This window comes from Myxococcus virescens, from assembly GCF_900101905.1.
Classification (GTDB): Bacteria; Myxococcota; Myxococcia; order Myxococcales; family Myxococcaceae; genus Myxococcus; species Myxococcus virescens.
In genome coordinates this window covers 19599-43387 of the sequence record NZ_FNAJ01000014.1, presented here as the reverse complement: position 1 = coordinate 43387, position 23789 = coordinate 19599, and the positions used below count along the sequence as shown (strand labels likewise).

The window sequence follows — 23789 nt, the reverse complement described above, 5'->3', positions numbered from 1 at the left end:
CTCGGTGGCGGAGTTGGTGCGGTTCGCGGACCGGTGGGTCCAGGGGCTGAGCCCGCGCTGAGTAGGCACTAGGTCCAATATCCAATCGCTGACACTCAGAGTAAGGGTGGCCGCGCTGACGTGACTCGGTACCTGCTCTGGTTGCTGGCCATCTGGGCCTTTCCCCACTCTGAACCAAGAGCCACTTCGCATGAAAAACCTACCCATCTCACTTCTTGCCTTCTGCTTGGCGCTGGCAGTCATTGGCTGCCATGATCATCCGCCTCCACTTCCTCGCGACGATTTCTCGCTCCGAGTCGCCCTCGCGGAGACCCGCATCTCCGCGGGGATGACGACCCTTGCGAAGGCCCAGCGGGTCTATGACGATGGCCGCGTCGTCGACCTCGACGCCTCCACTTCACGGCAATGGACGACGTCCGATCCTCAAGTGGCCTCCGTCGAACCGCAACCGGATGGCACTGTCAAAGTGACGGCGCTCAAGCCCGGTAGCGCCATCATCACCGTCAACGCGGGCGGAGCCTCGGGCGAGGCAACCCTCGAGGTCACCGCCGCTCACCTCCTCTCGCTACAGGTGTCACCCTCCCTTGCCTCTGTGTCGGTAGGCCTCACGCAGCCATTCACCGCCCAGGGCAGCTACAGCGACGGCACCACGGTCGATGTGACGAGCAGCGCGACGTGGACGACGAGCGACACCGCCATTGCCACCGTGAGCAGCACGGGCCTGGGCACTGGCGTGGCCGCGGGGGGGCCCGTCACCATCACCGCCACCCTGGGTGGCGTGAGCGGCGCGGCTCAACTCACCATCACGCCTCTTTCGCCCGTGCTCACCTCCATCGAGCTCACTCCCACGACGGGCTCGGTGCTCTCGGGCTCGACACAGCAGTTCACCGCCCAGGGCAGCTACAGCGACGGCACCACGGTCGATGTGACGAGCAGCGCGGCATGGACGACGAGCGACGCCGCCATTGCCACCGTGAGCAGCACGGGCCTGTGCACTGGCGTGGCCGCGGGGGGGCCCGTCACCATCACCGCCACCCTGGGTGGCGTGAGCGGTACGGCTCAACTCAGCGTCACCAGGTGGACGTCCGCAGGGGCGATGTCCACGAGCCGCTACAACCACACCGCCACGCGGCTCGACTCGGGCCGGGTGCTCATCGCTGGGGGGCGCGATGGGACGACCACCCTGAGCAGTGTGGAGTCGTACGATCCAGCGACCAACTCCTGGTCTCCCGTCAGTGCCTTGTCCACGGGCCGCTTCGCTCACGCCGCCGTACTGCTCTCCGATAATTACGTGTTCGTCACTGGGGGCGTCGGCGCCCTGACCAGCGCGGAGATGTATGATCCGCAGAGCAACGCCTGGTATCCGGTGAGCCCTATGAGCGGGGGCCGCTACGGTCACGCAATGACGCTGCTTTCCTCGGGCCAGGTTCTCGTCACCGGCGGCACCGATGGCAACAGCGCCGTGGCCACTGCGGAGGTGTTCGAACCGCTCGCCAACATCTGGATTCGGTCCAGCGTCATGAGCACCGCCCGCTTCAACCATACGGCCACATTGCTCCTCTCCGGCAAGGTCCTCGTCTCAGGGGGGACCAATGGCTCCGGGAGCTTGAGCAGCGCCGAAGTGTACGACCCGGCCACCAATACGTGGACTCCAGCCGGCGCCATGGTGACGCGACGTAGCCTTCACGCGGCCACGCTGCTCCCCTCCGGCAAGGTGCTCATCTCAGGGGGGCAATCGCTCGCCGAACCGGCTTCTTCTGAGCTGTATGATCCAGACACCAACAGCTGGTCCGCGGCTGGCTCCATGGTCGAAGGCCGCTCCCGCCACACCGCCACGCTGCTCTCTTCGGGCCAGGTGTTCGTCGCGGGGGGCGACGGCAGCAGCTATTACAACACCGCGGAGTTGTACGACCCGGCCACCTCTTCCTGGTCCGCAACCAGCTCCATGGCGGAGTCCCGCGGAGCTCACACCGCGACGGTGCTGACCTCAGGCAGGATTCTCGTCGTGGGTGGCGAAGATGGAACCCACCCACTTGCCACGGCGGAGGTGTACGTACCCTGAGCGCACAGCCTCTCCCCCTGTGCCAGGAAGGGTGCCGCCTCGGAGTACGCGCCGAGCAGACGATGCCCTTCGCGCGCCTCGCTCACTCGCCTTGACGCACTGCTGAGTGAGCGAGGTGCACCCATGACGCCGCGACCGGATTGGGGGCGGCACAGGTGGCATGGCGGATTCGGAGCCACTCCCATGGGATGCGGCCCCGAGCACGAAGATGCCCCTTCGGGGGGCGTTGATCAGAAGATGCCTTGTCCCGGCGTGAGGATGCGGTCCGGGTCGTAGCGTCGCTTCGCGTGCTCGAACCGCTCCCAGCCGGGGTGGAAGTGGCGGCGCCAGTCGGCGGGGCTCAAGTGCACGGCATCCACGGGATAGATCTTCCCGCCGATGGCCGTGAGCCGGTCGAAGATGGCGCGGTTCTTCCGCAGGAGGGATGCGACGTTCTCCGGCGTCGGTGGAATGGCGGTGCGCAGCAGCGAGAAGAGGAAGACGTGTCTGTCGTTGGGGGTGCGTAGGAAGGGCGTGGTCAGCGCCGAGGCGCGGAAGGGGTAGAGGAGGATGGGTCCCTGCCCCATGTCGGCCTCGGTGGTCTGCGAGAGGACCTCCTGGACGAAGGACTCGGCGGACCGGGCGGGGACGAACATGTCCAGCCACGGATGGGGGAAGCCCCAGACGCCGAGTTGCTTGAGCAGTTCGACCAGCGGTGCGAGCCGGTTGGCGAAGTCGAAGTAGCTGCCGTCGCTCACCTGGAGCGTTCCCGGCTGGAAGCCCAGGCCCGCGAGCAGTCGCGCATCGTTCGGCTCCGAGCCCGGCGTGAAGTACTTCACCACCTCGAGCTGATACGCCCAGCCCCCGTTGGAGGCGACGGCGGAGCCCTCGACGTAGTCGAAGCGACCGTCCTCGATGAGCCGCCGCTGGTCCTCCATGAAGCGGTGGAGGTCGTTGTACAGCGCGATGTACGTCCGAGCGCGAGGCGGCACTTCGACGAGCCGCACCCTCGCTCGCACGATGATGCCGAACTGGCCCAGGCCCGAGCGCACGGCGTCGAACAGGGGCCGCTCACGCCAGCGCGAGCACCGCACGAGCTCACCCCGACCCGTGACGACGTCCATCTCCAGGACGTTGTCCACCTGGAGGCCCCAGCGAAACGCCTGCCCGCCGATGCCCCCCGCAGACAGCGTCCCACCGATGCTCAGCTCGATGTAGTCGGTCAGCACCGGCGGGCTCTTGCCGTGGGGAAGCGAGGCCTGGAGCAACTCGTGCCACCGGACGCCCGCATCCACCCAGGCGCTGTCCTCGCCAATCTCGTGGATGGTCGACAGCGTGGACATGTCGATGACGATGCCCGCCGCCACCTGGGACTGGCCGAAGGTGCTGTGGCTCTCACCGAGGCCCCGAGCGGCGGCGATCTTCAGGCACTGGCGCCTCGCGAAGCGGACCATGGCCACGATGTCCTTCACCGAGCCGGGGACGAGCACCGCCCACGGCGTGCGGTGGAGGATGTGACCGAAGTCCTCCGAGGCCGCGGTCCGCGACGCTGTGTCCATCAGCAACTCGCCATCGAGTGGCGGCAGGGGGACCGCGCCAGCCTCCAGCGTGGAGGCCCAACTCCGGCTCATGGGATTGAATGCGACTGCCACCAACGTGCCTTGGAGCAACGTCCTCCGGGAGACGGTTCGACTCGACATTCACTCCTCCTTCTGCGTCGGAGATTTCTATCCCGAGGCCGCCTCCCCAACAATTGCCCTCTCTCCTCGGGCTCCATCGCATGGTGTGCAATGCGTCAGTCCCGGGCATGGGACGAACGGGAGCCGCCCTGTGCCGTGCTTCCAGGGAGGATCCCCGACGGCGCGCAACTGGCGGTGGGCGGCAGCCCCTCAGGTAGGGGACTTTGAAACAACCTGCTAGGGAGGAAAGGAGTCCTTGCGCAGCCCATTCCGCCATCGCAGACACTGCGGCAACCCGGACAGACAGTTGAACCCGCCTTTCGCGTGGGGGCTCGTCGCCATCCACGGGCTCGCTCCCTTCAGCTCAGGGCTGACATGTCAGTGGTGGGAATTGACACGTCAAACAAGAGGACTGACACCTCGGGCTCCAGCGCAGGCTTGAGTTCTGGCCGGGCTCCACAGAGCAGCGCCCACCCAGAGGCCACCCAACCACGGTAGAGGCACAGCGCATGCATTGCTGCCTCGTGGCGCCAGTTCTTGGAGTTTCTCGACAGGGCTGGCTTTGACCCGCAATCCGTTTCTCAACTGGAGCCCGCATGTTCAATCCCACGTCTATTCAGAAGCAGGTTTTTGCTCTCTCATGGCTGGCGAGCCAAGCCACTGTGGGCAACCTGATTGGTCCCTGGAGCGCGAAGGACCTGGAAGGGCAGATCAACAGCCTGAATGCTCCCTACTCGAAGTGGAAGGTGGTCTGGGGCCCGAGCTATACCCTGGATGACCTGCTCCCCCCTCAGGTGAGCAACGGGATGTTCGTCGCGCAGCAACTGGACGGTAGCAACAACCCTCTCCCGGTCTATGTGGTGGCCGTGGCTGGGACCAACGCGCTGTCCTCCTTCGATATGACGACCGAGGACCTCGACATCGAGCCGACGGACTGGAAGCTCAAACAGGTGGGCAGCACTTCCTCGCCGATGCAGGTGACGACGGGGGATTGGGAGGGCCTCATGAGGCTCCTCTTCAAGATGCAGTGGCCTCTCAATGACATCCGGACGTTTCTGGGGAACATCCCGAACAAGCAGACCGTCACGCTCTGGTTCACCGGGCATAGCCTCGGCGGAGGCCTCGCCCCGATGCTGATGCTCGCGCTCATGGATCCAGATTCGGCACTGAATACGCAGGACACGAACCTGAGCCACTGGCAGCACGTGAACCTGCTGGCGACAGCGGGGCCGTCGATCGGCAACCAGGCGTTCCTCGACCACTTCAAGAGCGTGTTCGGTGCCGGCAAAGCCAATGCCACGTTCATCTGGAACGCCAAGGACGTGGTGCCACACGCCTGGAACGCGGGCACGATGAATGCGCTGACGAAACCGACGAACATCTACGGCCTCAACGTCCTGGCCAATGACCCTGTCGGGAAGATGATCGGCGCTCGGCAGGCGAGCGCCTCGAACCAACAATACGTGCAGTTCGAGCAGACCCCCGCGTTCGACGGCCCGCTGGCGCTCTACACCGACAGCAAGAACACCGGCGTGAAATGGACCGACGATTCGTCGTTCATGGCGCAGCTCGGCTACCAGCACCTCAATGCCTACGTCAGCGCGTTCAATGGCGACAAGGAATGGTTCCCGCAGGGCAAACCGCCGGCCGGGTGCAGGTGGTTCCCGCTGAGCAACTCCTGCGACGACCCCAAGTCGGCTCAGCAGATCGTCAATGCGCTGAGCGGGAATTGACGCGGAGACGAGAGGCAGAACTTCGGCTGGCTCCAATGCGATGGTTGGGGGAGGCTTCCTTGGTGGCCTCCCCCCGCCGTGGTTGCTCCCGCGAGGAATGCCCTCGGGGCGGCCAAAGTCATCTCCAAAGTGGGTGACGGCTGCCGGCAGTAGCCTCCCGGGGAGAGCGTCACGGACGAGGTGCCCTGGGGCTCCTGCGTGGGGAGGTACTCCGGGCTCGCCATCCTCAGCTCGACAGAGGCCGTCTCGGGCACATGAGCCCAGGTCCCACGCCGGCGCTCCAGGTTGCGAGATGACTTGGTGCGCTCCGCCACCCCGCGGTGCCGGCGCAGCGGGGCTGCTCGACAGCCTGTTGGTGATAGCAGCCGTCTGCGCCTGGAGCGTGGCGATTGACGCGTTGGCTTACCGGTGGCCGCGCTGCTCAAGTCCCGGCCCGTGGCGCTGATTCGTGACGGGCAGATAAATCAGCATGCTCTGTGTCGTGAGTTCATGAATCGTGAGGAACTGATGGCGGAACTTCGAATGCACCGGGTTACGGACGTGAAGGAAGTCGCCGCGCCTACCTTGAGCCGAGCGGGATGAACAGCGTCATCCGTGTGGCGCGCAAGGAGCCCGTGCCGCGCGTCCTCTGAAAGGCCCCACGCATTCTTCCGCTGCGCGCACCCCAGTAGCGCCCTCACGTACTCCACTGCGGCGGCATGTGCTTCGCGCCTGCGGAAGTGGGGCTGCAGCCAGGCCCCAATCTCTTCCATTTCCGCGCCGAGTTGGCCGACCAGGCGCACCTCGTGCGCTCGCGTCTCTACGTCGATTGTCGACGACATGGGAAGCCTCGCTCCCCCCTCCTGTTCTTTCAACAGGGAGGTGGTACCGGCTTTTTCCGAACGACAGGTGTAGGAACAAGCACGAAGGCCCCGCGATATTCATTGCGAGGCCCATGTAAAACAAAAGGACCCTACCGGTTGGCAGGGCCCTTCGTTCAGCGCCCCGAATGAACCCCTGCGCGAACTCGTTCTCTGAGCTCTCTCGAGAGACTGCGAAGGAAAAGAACGAGAAACATCATGGGGTTAGGTGAAATCGGGAAAATTCGGGGTCCGATTGAGTGTCCGTGAACTTCGCCTTCGTCCGCCCCAGCTAGCGCGCCATGGTGCTGGTGTCCACCAGGGCGGCGGGTTGGGGCGAAGGCTCGGGGACGAGCCGCGTCTCCAGCCGCGAGCGCCACTTCAACGAGGGCCGTTCCACGCCGTGGTGCAGAGCGAGCGACGCGAGCAGCACCGCCACTGCGCCCCCCAACAGCGTGACGGGGTGGAATGCGTCCATGCCATAGGGCTCCAGTGAGACGCGGACTCCGTGCTGCACGGCTTTGTGGGTGAGGTAGACGGTGAAGCTCAGCACCGCGAAGGTTCTTGCGCCGGGGATGCGGGCGCACACGCGCGAGGCGGTGGGGCCCGCCATGGCCATGAGCAGCGCCGCGTAGCCTAACGACGTCATGGGGAACGCGAGCATCGTGTGGGCCAGGTTCCGAAAGTGTTCTTCGTTCATCCAAAACACTCCGCCCAGGCACACGAGTCCCACCAACGCCAGGCCTCCGGCGCGGGCTCCTCGTGTCCAGCGCTCCCATGCCGCGGGTCGGAAGACGCGCAGCGCCGCGAGCAATACGCCGCACGTCAGCCCGTCGAGCCGCGCGTACGTCGGGTAGTACAGGAGCGTGTCGTAACCGCGCCACCCTGCGTCACCCGGCCCGAGCAGCGAGAAGTGGCGCTGCCACAGGCCGCCCCGCAGGAGCATGCCGGCCACCATCAACCCCACCGCGCCCGCGAGGAGGTGCGGTGCCCGGACGCGCCCGCGCAGCGCGAGCACGGTGAGGGGCAGCACCAGGTAGAAGTGTTCCTCCACGCACAACGACCACGCGTGGGAGAAGCCGTTCAGGCGCAGGCCGAAGTTCTGCGTGAAGGTGAGGAAGCGCCACGCGGGCGTCTCCACGGGGCGTTCACTCCACGCGGGAATGAAGAGGTACAGGGCCACCACGATGAGATAGGGGGGCAGGATGCGCAACGAGCGCCGCAGGTAGAAGCGCTTTAGAGATGGTGCCTCGCCCCGGGACGCTGGCTCCAGGAGCTGCGAGCCGATGAGGAAGCCGCTCAGCACGAAGAACAGCTCCACACCCGTCCATCCGAAGTTGGCGAGCATCCGATAGGCCTCGTGGCCGTCGGGGCGCGGGTAGTGGAAGAGGACGACGATGAGGATGGCCAGGCACCGGAGCAGGTCCAGGCCGGCGAGGTGGCGCGGTTCGGTGGCGTTCAGCGGAGTCGGCTTTCAGGGGTGGGGATGCGCTGGATGCTAGGCGACATCTCCTGACGTGCGGCACCAAATCCCACGCCCCGATGTTCTTCGCCATGCGGCGCTTTCGGGAAAGCGGGGTGGGCCGGAACGCCGTGCTTTTCGCGAACGCCAAGGCAGGATTCCCCGGCAGATTCTCCCGCTGCTGCTTCCACTTCAACCCCTGCCTGCCTTTGCTTTCAGGCAGGGCCTTCTTGCTTTCAGGTCCTCTGCGTACACAGCGCCGTCGATTCGACGCAGGAATGGACTGGCGGAGCGCTAGGCATTGCGAGCGGAGAGGTAGGCATGCACCCGGGACATGAGCGTGGCCAGGGGACGGCAGCGGTGGTTACGGGTGACGTTGGCATGCAATTCGAGCCACACCCGCTTGATGCGATTGCCCTGGGGCAGTACGGGGGAAGGAAGTGGAGGACGAGGCGCCCCCACTCGCTCAATAAGGGGATCCCTCAGGGTCAGGCCTGCACCGGTACAGGGCACTGCGAAGCATTACGGGTAGATGCCTTCGTCGACACGGAGTCTGGCTTCAGCGTACTGTGCGGGATTGTCTGGAAGGAGTGTCGCCTGCGGGGCGCGGCAACCCCGCGAACGGATGTACTTCTGGTCGACCAAAGGAGTATCCATGTTTGTGAAAAGTCTCGTCCTTGCGGTGGGATGCAGTGCTTTGATGTTCGGATGTGCTGGACAACCCGATGAGACGCAGGAGATTGTCGACAATCTGGCCGAGGCCGGGTTTCCGGCCGATGACATCATGGTCGTCGACGGGAAGGTGTACGTCGGGCGAGACGCCGAGGTCTCGCTGGCCGCATCGCGCGAGATGCTCGCGCGGGACCACAGCACCGAGGAGCAGTACCACACGACGAACCTCATCAGCTCGGCGGTGACGAAGATCTGCATCAACGGCTCGACGTTCACCGGCAACTTCAGCACGGCACTCGATCTGGCCATCCAGAACTACGACGAGTTGCCGCTGTCCTTCGCCATGGCGCGCACGCCGAGCACCGGCTGCAGCTTCACCATCAACGCGGTCATCCAGCCGGGTGTCGTTGGAGGCTCGGCGGGATTCCCCTCGGGCGGGCTGCCGTACGGCACCATCAACATCGGCGGCGGGCTTTCCTCTTACAGCGTCGACGTCATCGAGCACGTCATCACGCACGAGATTGGCCACACCATCGGCTTGCGCCACACGGACTACTACAACCGCAGCATCAGCTGCGGCAGTGGCGGCAACGAAGGTGACGCGGGCGTCGGGGCCATCCACATCCCGGGCACGCCGACGACGGCGACCGTCGGCGGCTCGCTCATGAACTCCTGCTTCCGCTCGGTCGAAACGGGGGAGTTCACCTCCGGCGACCTCAGCGCGCTGACCTACCTGTATGCGGCGCTCCCGCCCCGCCCGGACAAGGGCCCTTGGTACAACCCGGCGCGTTCTGGCAACGGCCTGGACATCCAGCACCTCGCCTCCGACCAGATCCACGTCACTTGGTACACGTACACGGCCGCGGGCGTGCCCATCTGGTACCAGGCCTACCTCGTCGCGGAGGCCGGCGAGTGGCGGGGCGATCTGCTGCAGACCTCCTGGACGGGCTCCTCCGCGACGTTTTCCGTGGTGGGCACCCTGCGCATCACCTATAGCAGCGGCCTGTGGCGCTTCTACTGGAAGCTGGGCTCGCTCTCCGGCAACGAGCCCATCCAATTCCTGGCCTTCGGTGGCGGCAGCACCGTGATGAACCTGAATGGCCTCTGGTACAACGGCGCGGAGCCCGGCTGGGGCGGCAGCTTCAATACACAGGGCAACACCCACGTTCTCAACCTGACCGTCTATCAGGGCAGCAATCCGGTGTGGCTGCAGGGCGTGGTGAACAGCGCCTCCACGTCGCTCGTGTTCCCAATGACGTACGTCACCGGGACGAATCTCTGTCCGGGTTGCACTGGACCAACGTCGACCTCGGGGACGGCCGCGGGCACCTTCACCGTCAATGGCTCGGCGGGCACTCCAGGTGGCATGGCTGCCTCCTCCGCAGTGAGCTTCCCCGGCGGGACGTGGAACCGGCCCTCCTTCACGCTTAACCGCCTGACGGGACCATAAGCACCATCCTCCGGGCGCCGTGTCTGCGTGAGCGTCGACACGGCGCCCCTCTTGCCCAGGGGCGTGACATCGCTCCACGAACTCAGCCGCCCATTGCCTGCAAGGCTCAGTGCCTTCACGCAGCTCCGGAGCTGGCGACGCGCAGGGCCCGGCTCGCGGCAAGCCTTGTCGATGGCGCCGCGCTCGTGCTTCCGTCCCTGTTCCTGGGCGTCCTCCGGTGCCGGGCGCTGCCGGGCGAGCCGGCGATGAAGGCTCCAGTTGTCTACGTCCCGGCGCTCCTCGCGTTGCTCGTTCAGGCGAGCCTGATTCGCGGCACTGGGGCGAGCCTCGGCAAGAGGCTCTTGGGAATTCAAGTCGTCCGGAGCGCCGGTTGTCCGGCTGGGGTGTGGCGCATGGCCCTGCTGAGGAACGCGCTCCCGGTTGTGCTCTTCGGCTACTGCGGCTGGTTCGGCCTCGTGGACGCCCTCTTCGTCGTTGGAGAGGACCGGCGGTGTCTCCACGACTGGGTGGCCGACACTCGTGTCGTGAATGCCCGTCGAGCTCCGCGCTCACTCGCGTTGATGTCCGCATGACCCAGCGACAGCATTTTTTTGTAGGCCCAGGGCGTGTCATGAGGCCCGTTGACGCGTCAGCAACTGCGGCTGACGTGTCAAACGCGGAGCCTGGCTGTTTCATCCTCCTCAAATCACGTTTGATGCGGCCTGGCGCATCATGGCGCCGTCGTTGCATGGGCTCGACTCATGTTTGCTGACCACACGCGGAGACGGACCTCGCGGGCCCTTTGGCTTGCACCTTGGCCGCCGTGCTTGCTCAGGAAACTTTGGCCATTCAGGTACTTACGCGCCTTCCACCCAGGGCAGACCGGATTTCAACGAGATGGGCGACGACATCACAGCCAGACGCAAGGACGCGCACCTCGACCTTTGCGCCATGGGTGACGTCGAACCCACCGGTAACAGCACCCTGCTGGAGTGCGTGAAGCTGGTTCACTGCGCGATGCCGGAGATGTCCGTGGAGGACGTGGACCTGTCCACGGCGTTCCTGGGCAAGCGGCTGCGCTACCCGCTGCTCGTCACCGGGATGACGGGTGGGACGGAGCGTGCGGGGGCGGTGAATCGCGACCTGGCGTTGCTCGCCGAGCGCCACGGCCTGGCCTTCGGTGTGGGCAGCCAGCGCGCCATGTCGGAGGATGCCTCGCGGGCCGCGTCCTTCCAGGTGCGGCAGGTGGCGCCCACGGTGGCGCTCCTGGGCAACATCGGCATGTTCCAGGCCATTGGGCTGGGCGTGGAGGGGACGCGCCGGCTGGTGGACGGCATTGGCGCGGACGGGCTGGCGCTGCACCTCAACGCGGGCCAGGAGCTGACGCAGCCCGAAGGCGACCGGGACTTCCAGGGCGGCTACCGCGTGGTGGAGCTGCTGGTGAAGGCCTTTGGCGACCGGCTGCTGGTGAAGGAGACGGGTTGCGGCATTGGCCCGGACGTCGCGCGGAGGCTGGTGGACCTGGGCGTGCGGAACATCGACGTGTCCGGCCTGGGCGGGACGTCCTGGGTGCGCGTGGAACAGCTTCGCGCGTCGCGCGTACAGGCGCAGCTGGGGGCGGAGTTCAGCGCGTGGGGCATTCCCACGGCGGCGGCGTTGGCCTCCGTGCGTCGGGCCGTGGGCCCGGACGTCCACCTGGTGGCGAGCGGTGGCCTGCGCACGGGGCTGGACGCGGCCAAGGTGTTGGCGCTGGGGGCGAACCTGGCCGGCGTGGCGCTGCCATTGTTCCGCGCGCAGCAGGCGGGCGGCGTGGAGGCGGCGGAGGCGGCGCTGGAGGTCATCCTGGCGAGCCTGCGGCAGGCGCTTGTGCTGACGGGAAGCAGAAGCTGCGCTGAATTGAGACAGCGGCCCCGGGTGGTCACCGGAGAGTTGAAGGATTGGTTTGCGGCGCTGTAGCGGGTGGCCGCGCTGAAGTCTGGAAGGAAGAACATGTCTGACACCGTGACGTCCCGGCTTCCCGGGTTCCACAAGCTGCCGATGGAGGAGCGCCACGCGCACCTCTCCCGCATGTTCCGGCTCACGCCCGAGGACCTGCAGCAGCTGCTGGGCTCGGAGGCGCTCCAGCCTGTCCTGGCGAACCAGATGATTGAGAACGCGGTGGGGACGTTCTGCCTGCCGTTGGGCCTGGGCCTCAACCTTCAGGTCAACGGACGTGACTACCTGGTGCCCATGGCGGTGGAGGAGCCGTCCGTCGTGGCGGCGGTGTCCTTCGCGGCGAAGATTGTCCGAGAGGCGGGCGGCTTCCTGGGTGAGGCCGACCCGTCGCTGATGATTGGCCAGGTGCAGGTGTCGCGCTACGGCGACCCGACGGTGGCCACCGAGCGCATCCTGGCGCACAAGGAGCAGATTCTCGCGCTGGCCAACAGCTTCCACCCGGCCATGGTGGCGCGTGGCGGCGGGGCGAAGGACGTGGAGGTTCGCGTGCTGCCGGCCCCGGAAGGGCCGCGCGGCGAGCCGTTGCTCATCGTCCACCTCATCATCGACGCCCAGGAGGCGATGGGGGCCAACCTCATCAACACCATGGCGGAGGGCGTGGCGCCGCTCATCGAGCAGGTGACGGGCGGCAAGGTGTACCTGCGCATCCTCTCCAACCTGGCGGACCGCCGGCTGGCGCGCGCCATGTGCCGCATCCCCATCCCGCTGCTGGCGGACTTCGAGATGCCGGCCGAGGAGATTGCCGAGGGCATCGCCCAGGCCAGCCGCTTCGCGGAGGCGGACCCGTACCGTGCGGCCACGCACAACAAGGGCGTGATGAATGGCATTGACTCGGTGGCCATCGCCACGGGGCAGGACTGGCGCGCCATTGAAGCGGGCGCGCACGCGTTCGCCTGTCGCAACGGGCAGTACCGGCCGCTGTCCACCTGGTACCTGGAAGAGGGCCACCTGGTGGGCCGCATCGAGCTGCCCATGGCGCTGGGGACGGTGGGCGGGCCCATCAAAATCCACCCGGGCGTGCAGATGGCGCTCAAGCTGATGCAGACGACGTCGGTGCGAGAGCTCGCCATGGTGTTCGCGGCGGTGGGGCTGGCGCAGAACTTCGCGGCGCTCCGGGCGCTGGGCAGCGTGGGCATCCAGAAGGGCCACATGGCGATGCACGCGCGCTGCGTGGCGGTGACGGCGGGCGCGCGGGGCGACTGGGTGGAGAAGATTGCCAACCTGCTGGTGAAGGCGGGCCACGTGAAGGTGGAGAAGGCCCGCGAGTTGCTGGCCAGCCTTCCCGCCGAGGATGCCGCGGCCGCGACCGGCACCACGGTTTGACGCCGTGGCTCCTCGTCCTGAATCCTTGTCGGCCTTTGGCGCCGGCAAGGTCATCCTGTTGGGTGAGCACAGCGTCGTGTACGGGCACCCGGCCCTGGCCGGGCCGTTGTCGCAGGGCGTGACGGCGCGCGCCGTGCCGGCGAAGGCGTGTCAGCTCGCGTTGCCCTCCACGCTCAGCCGCCCGCAGCGGGCGCAGCTCACGGCGGCGTTCGCCCGTGCAGCGGAGGTGACGGGCGCGCCGCCGGTGAAGGTGTCGCTGGAGGCGGACCTGCCGCTGGCGGTGGGCCTGGGGAGCTCGGCGGCGTTGTCGGTGGCGTGCGCGCGGTTGCTGCTGCAGGCGGCGGGGAAGGTGCCCACGCCGAAGGACGCGGCGCGTGTGGCGTGGGCGATGGAGCAGGAGTTCCACGGCACGCCGTCCGGCGTGGACCACACCACCAGCGCGGCGGAGCAGCTGGTCCTCTACTGGCGCAAGCCGGGGGCCGCCAAGGGGACGGGGCAGGTGGTGCAGAGCCCCAAGCCCTTGCACGTGGTGGTGACGCTCGCGGGTGAGCGCAGCCCCACGAAGAAGACGGTGGGCGCGCTGCGGGAGCGGCAGGCTCGCTGGCCGTCGCGCTACGAGCGCCTGTTCGCGGAGATTGGACGGGTGTCCTCGGAGGGCGCGAAGGCGGTGGCGGCGGGAGATTTGGAGGCGCTGGGCGACGCGATGAACGTCAACCAGGGCCTGCTCGCGGCGCTGGGCCTGTCGTCGCCGCCGTTGGAAGAGATGGTCTACCGGTTGCGGGAGCTGGGGGCGCTGGGCGCCAAGCTGACCGGAGCTGGTGGAGATGGTGGGGCCGTCATTGGCCTGTTCCTGGAGCCCAAGCCCGTGGTGACGAAGCTCACCCGGATGGGCGTGCGCTGCTTCAGCAGCCAGCTCGCGGGTCCGCGGGCGTCGTGAGTCTTCCCATGAAAGCCACAGCTCTGGCGCATCCCAACATCGCCCTGGTGATGTGGGGTTGCCGTCGGAGCCCCGCGCGGCCAGCATCCTGGCGCGCATGGGCAGCGGCTCGGCGTGCCGGAACGTGCAGGGTGGGTTCTGCGAGTGGATGTGATTCGCTGCGTGCCCGGGTTGGTGCTGCGCATACGCTGGGGCAAGGCGGGAAGGGGCGTGGTGGGGACGTGGCGACGAGCTTCGCGGGCGGTGTGCTGCGCTGCCCGTGGCCCGGCCCACGCGGAACTGCGCTGCCAACTCCTCGTACGTCTTGCCGCGCTCCTCTCGCGCATCGAGAACGCGTCGACGTAAGTTCTCGGAAATCGGTCGGGTCATCCCACGAGCAGCTCATGCCCAGCGGCTCGGGTCAGCCGAACCCCGCTGTCAGCCAAGGCGCCGCAGACGGGCGTGTCATGAGGCCAGTTGACGCGTCAGCAAATGCGGCTGACGTGTCAAACACGGAGCCTGGCTGTTTCAGCTTCCTCAAATCACGCTTGATGTGGCCTGTCGTATCATGGCAGCCTCGTTGCAGGGGCTCGACTCAGGTTCGATGAATGGAGTCATTCGTGAAACAGGCGGTTGTGAAGTTGTGTGTCATTGCTTCGAACCGTGGTTTCTCGCCTGTGAGTGACGGGAGTCCTTTGGCGAAGTGAGGCCAGGCGCGCCGGAGGGGGATGAAATGACCCCCCTGAAGCCAACTGCGTCCGTTTCGCGCGAGCAAGTGGGGGCTGGGGCGGCTCGCTCGACGGGTGGGGCTGCTCGCGCGGCACCCGCTGCGCTTCCTCGAGGCTTGGTTCGTCCCGGACTTCGCGCAGCGGAGATGGACGTCGCTGGACTCTTGTCTGTTCACCCATTGAGCTGGGTGGGCCGTCGCGAATCTCCGCGAATCCCTATTGAGGGATTGATATATCTTGACTCAGACTGTCATTCGTGGAGTTGACTGCTGGACGTCAGCGCAATTCCATGGGACCAACGAGAGGTGTGCATGTCGAAGGGGAGGCAGAAGCAACCATTCCAGCTGCCGGAGTTCTACGTGCCCTGGCCGGCGCGGCTGAACCCGAACCTGGAGTCGGCCCGCGCGCACACGAAGGCGTGGTCATACCAGATGGGCATCCTGGGGCCGCCGCGGGATGGGACGGACCGGGAGGTGTGGTCCGAGCGCCGCTTCGACGGCATGGACTACGCGCTGCTCTGTGCGTACACGCACCCGGAGGCGCCGGGGCCGGAGCTGGACCTCATCACGGACTGGTACGTCTGGGTCTTCTACTTCGACGACCACTTCCTGGAGGTCTTCAAATACTCGCGCGACGTGAAGGGCGGCCAAGCCTACCTGGACCGGCTGCCGCTGTTCATGCCGCTGGACATGTCCCAGACGCCGCCGGAGCCCGTCAACCCGGTGGAGCGCGCCCTGTGGGACCTGTGGCAGCGCACGGTGCCGTCCATGTCCATGGACTGGCGCCGCCGCTTCTTCGAGAACACCAAGCACCTGCTCGATGAATCGATGTGGGAGATCGAGAACATCAGCGAGGCGCGCATCTCCAATCCCATCGAGTACATCGAGATGCGCCGCAAGGTGGGCGGCGCGCCCTGGTCGTCGGACCTGGTGGAGCACGCCGTCGCCGCGGAGATTCCGGACCGCGTGGTGAAGAGCCGGCCGATGCGCGTCTTCAAGGACACGTTCTCGGACGCGGTGCACCTGCGCAACGACCTGTTCTCCTACGAGCGCGAAATCCTGGAGGAGGGCGAGCTCTCCAACGGCGTGCTGGTGGTGGAGACGTTCCTCGACTGCGACACCCAGCGCGCGGCGGAGCTGGTCAACGACCTGCTGACGTCGCGGCTCCAGCAGTTCGAGACCACCTTCGCCACGGAGCTGCCGTGGCTGTTCGCGGAGTACGGGCTCAACCCGGTGGAGCAGGCGCAGGTGCTCACGTACCTGCGCGGACTCCAGGACTGGCAGTCCGGCGGCCACGAGTGGCACATGCGCTCCAACCGCTACATGAACCAGCACTCGGAGGAGCGCCCGGCGCTGTCCATTCCCGTGCCCTCGGGCCTGGGCACCTCCGCGCTGCGGCTGCCGCTGACGGCCGGCGGGCTGGGGCTGGGGCCCCGCGCCCGCTCGCTGAGCCACGTGCCCCGCCAGCACGTGGGCCCCACGAAGCTGCCGCCGTTCTACATGCCGTACAGCACGTACTTGAGCCCGCACCTGGATCGCGCGCGCAAGAACTCCAAGGCGTGGGCGCGGCGGGTGGGCATGCTGGAGGTGGTTCCCGTCGTGGGGTTCTACGTCTGGGACGACCACAAGTTCGACGCGGCGGACGTGGCCCTCTGCGGCGCGTACATCCACCCGGACGCGACGCCGGAGCAGCTGGACCTGACGGCGTGCTGGCTCGTCTGGGGCACCTACGCGGACGACTACTTCCCCATGCTCTACGCGAACACGCGGGACATGGCGGGCGCGAAGCTGTTCACCGCGCGGCTTGGCCAGTTCATGCCGGATGACGTGGAGGCCGCCAACGCCGCCGTTCCCACCAACCCGGTGGAGCTGGGCCTGGCGGACCTGTGGAAGCGCACCGCCGGCCCGCTGTCGCCGCGCAGCCGCAAGCTGTTCCGCAAGGCCATCCAGGACATGACGGACAGCTGGGTGTGGGAGCTGAACAACCAGCTGCTCAACCGCGTGCCGGACCCCGTGGACTACGTGGAGATGCGCCGCAAGACGTTCGGCTCGGACCTCACCATGAGCCTGTCGCGCCTCTCCAAGGGAGACGCGGTGCCGGAGGACGTCTTCAACACCCGCACGCTGCGCGGGCTGGAGAACTCCGCCGCGGACTACGCCTGCTTCGTCAACGACCTCTTCTCCTATCAAAAGGAGATTGAGTTCGAGGGCGAGCTCAACAACTGCGTGCTCGTGGTCCAGAAGTTCCTCGGCGTGGACAAGGACACGGCGGTGCTCACGGTCAATGAGCTGATGACCGCGCGCATGAAGCAGTTCGAGCACCTGGTGGCCAAGGAGCTGCCGGTGGTCATCCGCACCTTCGGCCTGGATGCGAAGGCGCAGGAGAAGCTGCACAAGTACGTGGAGCAGCTCCAGCAGTGGATGGCGGGCATCCCCCGGTGGCACGCGGAGGTGACCCGCTACACGGAGACCGAGCTCATCCACGACGCGTCGCCCAAGTTCAAGGCCGGGAAGGTCTCCGGCCTGGGCATGTCCGCGATGCGCATCGCCGAGCTGTTCCACGGCGGCAAGCCCTGAGTTCAACCGCAGTCCGAAGCCTTTTGATTCTTCAACCTGGAGAGGGGTGAACCATGTCCAACGACATCAAGAAGTTCGACGACAACAACCAGAGCCTCGGCACGCAGGCGGCGCGTCAGCTGGCGACGACGACCAAGTCCGAGCCGCAGATGCAGGGCATCTCCTCGCGGTGGCTGCTCAAGCTGCTGCCGTGGGTGCAGGTGTCCGGCGGTACGTTCCGCGTCAACCGCCGCATGACCTACGCGGTGGGGGACGGCCGCGTCACCTTCACCAGCACCGGCGCCAAGGTGCAGGTGATTCCGCAGGAGCTGGGCGAGCTGCCCCTGCTGCGCGGCTACGAGGACGTGGACGCGCTCACCGCGCTGGCCAACCGCTTCGAGCAGAAGGAGTTCAAGGCTGGTGAGGTCATCACCGAGGCCGGCAAGGAAGCGGACTCCATCGTCCTCATCGCGCACGGCAAGGTGAACCGCATCGGCCGCGGCAAGTACGGTGAGGCGGTGGTGCTGGAGACGCTGGCGGACGGCGACCACTACAGCTACCAGGCGCTGCTGGAGTCGCAGGACTACTGGCAGTTCACGGCCAAGGCCGTCACGCCGGTCATCGCGCTCATCCTCCAGCAGTCCGCCTTCGAGGCGGTGGTGGCGCAGGTGCCGTCGCTGCAGAAGCACATCGAGAAGTTCAAGGCCCGCTCCAAGAAGAAGCAGGACACCGCCGGCCAGAAGGCCATCGAGCTGGCCGCCGGCCACCACGGCGAGCCGGTGCTGCCCGGCACCTTCGTGGACTACGAGACGCACCCGCGCGAGTACGAGCTGGCCGTCGCGCAGACCGTCCTCCAGATCCACACGCGCGTCGCGGACCTCTTCAACGACCCCATGAACCAGACCCAGCAGCAGCTGCGGCTGACCGTGGAGGCGCTGAAGGAGCGCAAGGAGCACGAGCTCATCAACAACCGCGAGTTCGGCCTGCTGCACAACGCGGACCTCAAGCAGCGCATCCACACCCGCTCTGGCGCGCCGACGCCGGACGACATGGACGAGCTCCTGGCCACGGTGTGGAAGGAGCCGTCGTTCTTCCTGGCCCACCCGCGCGCCATCGCCGCGTTCGGGCAGGAGTGCAACAAGCGCGGCATCTACCCCACCAGCATCGACATGAACGGGAACATGGTGCCCGCGTGGCGCGGCATCCCCATCGTGTCCTGCAACAAGCTGCCCATCAGCGAGTCGCGCACCACGTCCATCATGCTGATGCGCGCGGGTGAGAAGAACCAGGGCGTCGTGGGCCTGCACCAGGCGGGCATCCCGGATGAGATCGAGCCCAGCCTCAACGTCCGGTTCATGGGCATCAACGAGAAGGCCATCATGAACTACCTGGTGACCGCGTACTTCTCCGCGGCGGTGCTCACGCCGGACGCGCTGGGCATCCTGGAGAGCGTGGAGCTGGGCCGCTCCTAGTCGTCGTCCCCTGACTTCGCAACCGAACGGAAGGCATTCTCATGGCGAATCCAGACAAGGACCTGGCGGCGAACGAAGGCACCAGCCTGAGCACGGCCGGCGCCCGCCAGCTCGCGACGACCACCAAGACGCAGCCGGTGATGCAGGGCATCTCGCCCCGCTACCTGCTGAGCATCCTGCCCTGGGTGCAGGTGTCCGGCGGCACGTACCGCGTGAACCGGCGGCTGACGTACACCGTGGGCGACGACCGGCTGAACTTCAGCAACATCGGCGTCAAGGTGGAGATCATCCCGCAGGAGCTACTCAAGCTGCCGCTGATGCGGGGCTTCCAGGACGTGGATGACCTGCTCATCCGCACGCTGGCGGGCCGCTTCACCCAGCAGCAGTACAAGGCGGGGGACACCATCGTGGAGGCGGGCAGGTCCGCCGAGCACGTCATCCTCATCGCCCACGGCAAGGCGCAGAAGCTGACGGCCGGCAAGTACGGCGACCCCGTGGTGCTGGAGACGCTGGCGGACGGCGACCACTTCGGCGACCAGGCGGTGGTGGAGTCGAACGACGTGTGGCCCTTCACCGTCAAGGCCGTCACGGCCTGCACGGTGATGGCGCTGCCGCAGGATACGTTCGAGTCCCTCATCACCCAGTCCCCGGCGCTGAAGGCGCACGTGGAGCGCTACAAGGCGAACCTGAAGAAGCCCCAGGACAAGGCGGGCCAGGCGGCCATCCCGCTGACGGCGGGCCACCACGGCGAGCCGATCATCACCGGCGGCTTCGTGGACTACGAGCTGAAGCCGCGCGAGTACGAGCTGAGCGTGGCGCAGACCATCCTGCGCGTGCACACCCGCGTGTCGGACATCTTCAACGACCCGATGAACCAGACGCAGGAGCAGTTGCGGCTGACCATCGAGGCGCTGAAGGAGCGCAAGGAGTGGGAGCTCATCAACAACCCCGAGTTCGGCCTGCTGCACAACGCCGACCTCAAGCAGCGCATCCACACCCGCTCGGGGCCCCCGACGCCGGACGACATGGACGAGCTGGTGTCGCGCCGTCGCAAGACGCGCTACTTCCTGGCCCACCCGCGCGCCATCGCGGCGTTCGGCCGGGAGTGCAACAAGCGCGGTCTGTACCCGACGGTGGTGGACGTGGGCGGGGCGAAGTTCCAGGCGTGGCGCGGGGTGCCCATCCTCCCGTGCGACAAGCTGCCCATCACCCGGGAGAACACCACCTCCATCATCGCCATGCGCATCGGTCAGGAAGACCAGGGCGTGGTGGGCCTGCACAACGCGGGCATCCCCGACGAGGTGGAGCCGAGCCTCACCGTGAAGCGCATGGCCATCAACGACCAGGCCCTCACCCAGTACCTGGTGAGCACCTACTACTCCGCCGCCGTGCTCGTCCCCGACGCGCTGGGCGTCCTGGAGAACGTGGCGCTCGGCGGCTGAGGCGCTTGTTCGCGTCGTGAAGCAGGAGGGCGGGCCCGGTGCGTCCATCGCATCGGGCCCGTTTTCTTTGGTGGAACCGGGCGCAGGCCCTGCGTGTACCCGGCTGTCGAGCGGTGGAGGCTCCTGAATCTTCTCCCGCGCTGGTTCGCCATGCCATGTCGGTCGACCCGCGTGCCCTTCGCTTCCCGCACCATGCTGGCCGTCATCGTCGGGATTGCCATCGGAGTGGTGGTATGCCTTGGCGGCTTCACCTTTGCGTACCTTCACCCGCGTGCGGAAGCCCCGTGCCTGGGGACGTTGGTGTAGCTCGACACTCGGCGCGCCGGCGCCGATGAGCAGTTGCAGCTACGTGTCACAGCCCGTCCCCGTCTCTGGGACTTCACGCCCACCAGCAGTGCCAGTTGAGTCGCCATGGGCGTGGCGGGCGCGAAGCATTCCTGCAGACAGTCGTATTCGCCGCTGCGCCAGCTCTGGCTGGCCAAGGACGGTGTGCGCGCGCCGCGCTGGAGAGGCTGCGTGTACCCGTCATTGACACGTCAGCGGCGCATCATGACGCGTCATGTCTGCTCCCATGATACGTCTCAGGTCAGACGGCATTTCCTACCCCTCCCGCTCTCCGCCCTGGACAAGCTCAGCAGCCTGAGCAAGTCCATGGATGACCTCTCCCTGACAGGGGAGCAGCCCGCGCGACCCGCCTGCTGGCGCGTGGAGACCCCTGGAGTTGCCCCGTCCAGTTCGGACAGGTTGGCGGCTCGACGATGCACTTCTGTCACACCCGTTCTGAAAAACGCTTCTTCCACTCCGCTGGCAACATGGGCGGGCCTTTCAACTCAAGAAGCTGCCGCAAGTCGTGCTTGAAGCGCCGGAGTGCTGCGCCCAGGTCGTCCCAGGCAAACTCCGCGTTCTGCACTCCCAATGAACGGGCAGCACCGGCTCCCGCGTGTCCGGCCCTGTCTGTAGACCGCCCTGGCTGAAGCAACCCCGACCGGGCATGCCTGCCGGGGGCATCCCTTCAGGCTACGCGCTGGTGGCCTTGTGCGGACCGCCGCGCCTGCAGCCAGCGCGCAGGGGCGCGCCAAACAGGCCGACCCGGTGGGATGTCGTCGAGTGGTCGCAGGCAATGGGCTGGAATCCGTAGGTCGTGTGCTATACAGCGCATGCGCTGGTCCGGCCGGCGCCATTATGGCCTAGGTCACCCGAACCCCATCCGCTTCGAGGACGCACGTCGTCCTCTCGAACGAACCGCGCACGGAAGCCGTGCGCCCTTGGGTTTGGAGTGATTCGTGTCCGTGCTGCGACTGCACGGGGGCAGCGCCGCTTGGGTGGCGTCCGCTCCCATTTTCGACTCGGTTTCCCTCACGCTTGGCAGTGGCTTCTCTGGGCTCGCCGGCGCCTACGGCGCCAGCAAGGCCACGCTGCTCTCGAGCCTCGCTGGGCAGCGGGCCCCGCACGAAGGCACCGTCGTCTTCACACCGGAGCACGAAGGCATCGACGCTCTTGCTGCACGGGACGACGGCGTCGCGGCCGCGCTGCGCGGACGCCTCGCGCTCGACCCCAGCGATCTCGAACACGGGTCGATGCTCCCGTCCGGCGAACGGAATCGCTGGCAGACCTCGCTGGGGCTCTTGCTGAGCAGGTCTGGGCGCTGGTGATGGTCGAACCGACGAACCATCTGGACCTACCGAGCGGCGAGCGACTGGAGGCGGCGCTCGAGGCATGTCCGGGGGCCGGGGTGTTGGTCGCCCACGACGACATCTTCGCCGCTCACGTCACGACGCGGTCGCTGCGAGTGGAATACGGCACCGCCTTGTGAGCGCTTCCTCCCTCCAAAACCAACGTCCCTTCAGGAGTCATTGCCATGCATCGCAGCACCGTAAACGAACTCCCACACCCTCCTCCGGGGATCCTCGCCGAGGTTCACTCCTTCCTGCGCGGGCTCGGTGCGCCTCTGTATCGTTACCACCAGTTGGTGACGGCATTTCAGCGCGGCGCCCAGAGTTTCCACGAGGTCCGCGACCTGCCGAGCGACCTCCGGCAACAGCTCGTCGCCCGCTTCGGGCTGACCGTCCTTCCCCTCGATGTCGAAGCAGTGCGTACGGGAGAGCAGGTTGAGAAGGTGCTCTTCCGCACGCGAACTGGTGCGCGTGTCGAGACAGTTCTCTCGCGCTACCGCGCTGGCTGGTCCTCGGTCTGCGTGTCCACTCAGGCAGGCTGCGGTCTCGCTTGTTCGTTCTGCGCCACGGGCGCCTTGGGGCTCGAGCGCAACCTGAGCGTCGACGAGATTTGCGCTCAAGTCGTGCACCAGCGCTGGAGTTTGGAGCCGGGCGGCGCTCCGAAAAGCGTCGCGTTCATGGGGATGGGCGAGGCTCTCGCCAACCCGAACGTGCTCACTGCGCTGAGCGTGCTCACGGCGCCGGGCTATGGTGGGCTGTCACCGCGTCGAATCACCGTCTCGACGGTTGGCCTCGCGCCGGCCCTTGCGACGCTCACCGAGGAGCACCCGCAGGTCACCCTTACGCTCTCGGTTCATTCTCCGTTCCCCGAGCAACGCGCACAGCTTATTCCGCTCGAGCGTCGGTACCCCCTCGAGGAGAATCTCGCGATCCTGGATCGACATGTTCTGCGCGCACGGCGGAAGACCTACTTGGCGTATCTGCTGATCGAAGGTATCAACGATTCCGAGGCACATCTCGTTGCGCTCGCGCGACTCGTGCAGCGGCGATCCAGGCCTGAGCTCTTTCACGTCAGTGTCATCCGCTACAATGCGGCCTTCGGGGCAGACCCGTCGTTCCGGGCCCCAGCGTCCTCGAAGGTCGACGACTTCGTGGCGCGGTTGCATCGCCTGGGTGTCGGGGCGACGCGACGACAGCAGTTCGGGGCAGACATAGACGCGGCGTGCGGTCAGTTGCGCGCTGAATCGCTGGTCCGCCTCGGTCGACGCCGCCCCTCCGGCGACCCGCGTGGATGACTGCGGCTGGCTCAGTGCGGCTCCGTCGTCCCCCCGAGGTCGCTGAGGCCGGGTTCTCAGTGGTTCTCTCTAGAGACTGCGATGGAAAACACGAGAAACATCATGGGGGGAGCTGGCGCGGCTTGGAGCTCGGTCCGTCGACCTGAGGGGCAGGCGCCCTGCTCGGCGAGGCGCTCGCCTTCGCACTCCTCTCCCCGAAGCCTCGGGGGTTGGGCGAGCGGTAGAGGGCAGGCACCTGTCCCCCGAGGCTGTGCTGTGCCCTTGGTGATTCCACCCCGCTTCACCCGCACAGGAACTCGACGGCCTCGTGCGCGCCTCGCTCACTGGTATTGACGCACTGGCGGGCTGGCCTTGCCACGCGAGTGACGCGGCGACCATGTTTGGGTGGGTGTAGCGGGCAACCGGAGTGTCCAGCCGGTGGAAGAGGTGCTCAATAGAGCCCCGAGGTGGAGAAAGAACCACATCTGGCGTGTGAATCGCCTGATGTGGTTTCCGAACAGGGGGACGTGGCTGTGTCGGGAGGCGCGCCCAGAAA

16 protein-coding genes and 1 pseudogene are annotated in these 23789 nt (G+C 66.7%); 15 read left to right on the top strand and 2 right to left on the bottom strand.

The annotated features are described in order from the left end of the window. The first annotated feature begins 328 nt into the window (after positions 1 to 328). On the top strand, positions 329 to 2062 hold the full coding sequence (locus tag BLU09_RS29490) for a Kelch repeat-containing protein (protein ID WP_167371183.1): 1734 nt from the start codon (positions 329 to 331) through the stop codon (positions 2060 to 2062). A gap of 230 nt (positions 2063 to 2292) precedes the next feature. On the opposite strand, the gene BLU09_RS29485 is transcribed toward BLU09_RS29490, so the two are convergent. After that, on the bottom strand, positions 2293 to 3741 hold the full coding sequence (locus BLU09_RS29485) for an FAD-binding protein (RefSeq protein ID WP_090493330.1): 1449 nt from the start codon (positions 3739 to 3741) through the stop codon (positions 2293 to 2295). A 575-nt stretch (positions 3742 to 4316) separates the two neighbouring features. On the opposite strand from BLU09_RS29485, the gene BLU09_RS29480 reads away from it, so the two are divergent. Together BLU09_RS29480 and BLU09_RS40140 are read left to right on the top strand one after the other, a co-directional pair. Then, positions 4317 to 5453 (top strand): lipase family protein, encoded by a 1137-nt coding sequence (locus BLU09_RS29480; protein WP_090493328.1) that lies wholly within the window; start codon positions 4317 to 4319, stop codon positions 5451 to 5453. A gap of 408 nt (positions 5454 to 5861) precedes the next feature. After that, the gene (locus BLU09_RS40140; protein ID WP_090493326.1) at positions 5862 to 6035 is read left to right on the top strand and encodes a YetF domain-containing protein; all 174 of its coding nucleotides are present in this window, start codon (positions 5862 to 5864) and stop codon (positions 6033 to 6035) included. Between the two features lie 549 nt (positions 6036 to 6584). Here the strand turns inward: BLU09_RS40140 and BLU09_RS29470 are convergent. Continuing rightward, the gene (locus BLU09_RS29470; protein ID WP_090493323.1) at positions 6585 to 7715 is read right to left on the bottom strand and encodes an acyltransferase family protein; all 1131 of its coding nucleotides are present in this window, start codon (positions 7713 to 7715) and stop codon (positions 6585 to 6587) included. A gap of 739 nt (positions 7716 to 8454) precedes the next feature. On the opposite strand from BLU09_RS29470, the gene BLU09_RS39950 reads away from it, so the two are divergent. The 12 genes and pseudogenes from BLU09_RS39950 to rlmN all read left to right on the top strand — a co-directional run bounded on the left by BLU09_RS39950 (position 8455) and on the right by rlmN (position 23254). Next, a complete protein-coding gene (locus BLU09_RS39950; protein ID WP_279627376.1) occupies positions 8455 to 9876 on the top strand; it encodes a zinc-dependent metalloprotease in 1422 nt (473 codons plus the stop codon). Then, entirely contained in the window at positions 9873 to 10448 is a 576-nt protein-coding gene (locus tag BLU09_RS29455) for an RDD family protein (protein WP_090493322.1), read from the top strand. Before BLU09_RS39950 ends, BLU09_RS29455 begins: the two co-directional genes overlap by 4 nt. A 304-nt stretch (positions 10449 to 10752) precedes the next feature. Beyond that, positions 10753 to 11811 (top strand): type 2 isopentenyl-diphosphate Delta-isomerase, encoded by a 1059-nt coding sequence (gene fni, locus BLU09_RS29450; RefSeq protein WP_090493320.1) that lies wholly within the window; start codon positions 10753 to 10755, stop codon positions 11809 to 11811. Between the two features lie 33 nt (positions 11812 to 11844). Next, entirely contained in the window at positions 11845 to 13173 is a 1329-nt protein-coding gene (locus tag BLU09_RS29445) for a hydroxymethylglutaryl-CoA reductase, degradative (protein WP_090493318.1), read from the top strand. Between the two features lie 4 nt (positions 13174 to 13177). Continuing rightward, complete coding sequence (mvk, locus tag BLU09_RS29440; RefSeq protein WP_090493316.1) at positions 13178 to 14110, top strand: mevalonate kinase; 933 nt, start codon at positions 13178 to 13180, stop codon at positions 14108 to 14110. A 55-nt stretch (positions 14111 to 14165) separates the two neighbouring features. Continuing rightward, positions 14166 to 14261: pseudogene (locus BLU09_RS40135) on the top strand (hypothetical protein); the annotation flags it as partial. A gap of 867 nt (positions 14262 to 15128) precedes the next feature. Further along, on the top strand, positions 15129 to 17393 hold the full coding sequence (locus BLU09_RS29430) for a family 2 encapsulin nanocompartment cargo protein terpene cyclase (RefSeq protein WP_090493312.1): 2265 nt from the start codon (positions 15129 to 15131) through the stop codon (positions 17391 to 17393). Between the two features lie 53 nt (positions 17394 to 17446). Beyond that, positions 17447 to 18844 (top strand): family 2B encapsulin nanocompartment shell protein, encoded by a 1398-nt coding sequence (locus BLU09_RS29425; RefSeq protein ID WP_090493310.1) that lies wholly within the window; start codon positions 17447 to 17449, stop codon positions 18842 to 18844. A gap of 41 nt (positions 18845 to 18885) precedes the next feature. Continuing rightward, complete coding sequence (locus BLU09_RS29420; RefSeq protein ID WP_090493308.1) at positions 18886 to 20286, top strand: family 2B encapsulin nanocompartment shell protein; 1401 nt, start codon at positions 18886 to 18888, stop codon at positions 20284 to 20286. Between the two features lie 1283 nt (positions 20287 to 21569). Continuing rightward, a complete protein-coding gene (locus BLU09_RS29410; protein WP_090493304.1) occupies positions 21570 to 21938 on the top strand; it encodes a hypothetical protein in 369 nt (122 codons plus the stop codon). After that, the gene (locus tag BLU09_RS38925) at positions 21935 to 22099 is read left to right on the top strand and encodes a P-loop NTPase family protein (RefSeq protein ID WP_167371182.1); all 165 of its coding nucleotides are present in this window, start codon (positions 21935 to 21937) and stop codon (positions 22097 to 22099) included. Before BLU09_RS29410 ends, BLU09_RS38925 begins: the two co-directional genes overlap by 4 nt. 45 nt (positions 22100 to 22144) lie before the next feature. Then, positions 22145 to 23254 carry a 23S rRNA (adenine(2503)-C(2))-methyltransferase RlmN gene (gene rlmN / locus BLU09_RS29405; protein WP_090493302.1) on the top strand — a complete coding sequence of 370 codons (1110 nt, stop codon included), beginning with the start codon at positions 22145 to 22147 and terminating at the stop codon, positions 23252 to 23254. Positions 23255 to 23789: the final 535 nt, after the last annotated feature.

Bases quoted from the DNA above. Each gene is read 5' to 3' on its own strand.
- BLU09_RS29490 (WP_167371183.1), top strand. From the start codon at position 329: ATGACGACCCTTGCGAAGGCCCAGCGGGTCTATGACGATGGCCGCGTC.
- BLU09_RS29485 (WP_090493330.1), bottom strand. From the start codon at position 3,741: ATGTCGAGTCGAACCGTCTCCCGGAGGACGTTGCTCCAAGGCACGTTG.
- BLU09_RS29480 (WP_090493328.1), top strand. From the start codon at position 4,317: ATGTTCAATCCCACGTCTATTCAGAAGCAGGTTTTTGCTCTCTCATGG.
- BLU09_RS39950 (WP_279627376.1), top strand. From the start codon at position 8,455: ATGTTCGGATGTGCTGGACAACCCGATGAGACGCAGGAGATTGTCGAC.
- fni (WP_090493320.1), top strand. From the start codon at position 10,753: ATGGGCGACGACATCACAGCCAGACGCAAGGACGCGCACCTCGACCTT.
- BLU09_RS29445 (WP_090493318.1), top strand. From the start codon at position 11,845: ATGTCTGACACCGTGACGTCCCGGCTTCCCGGGTTCCACAAGCTGCCG.
- BLU09_RS29430 (WP_090493312.1), top strand. From the start codon at position 15,129: ATGTCGAAGGGGAGGCAGAAGCAACCATTCCAGCTGCCGGAGTTCTAC.
- BLU09_RS29425 (WP_090493310.1), top strand. From the start codon at position 17,447: ATGTCCAACGACATCAAGAAGTTCGACGACAACAACCAGAGCCTCGGC.
- BLU09_RS29420 (WP_090493308.1), top strand. From the start codon at position 18,886: ATGGCGAATCCAGACAAGGACCTGGCGGCGAACGAAGGCACCAGCCTG.
- rlmN (WP_090493302.1), top strand. From the start codon at position 22,145: ATGCATCGCAGCACCGTAAACGAACTCCCACACCCTCCTCCGGGGATC.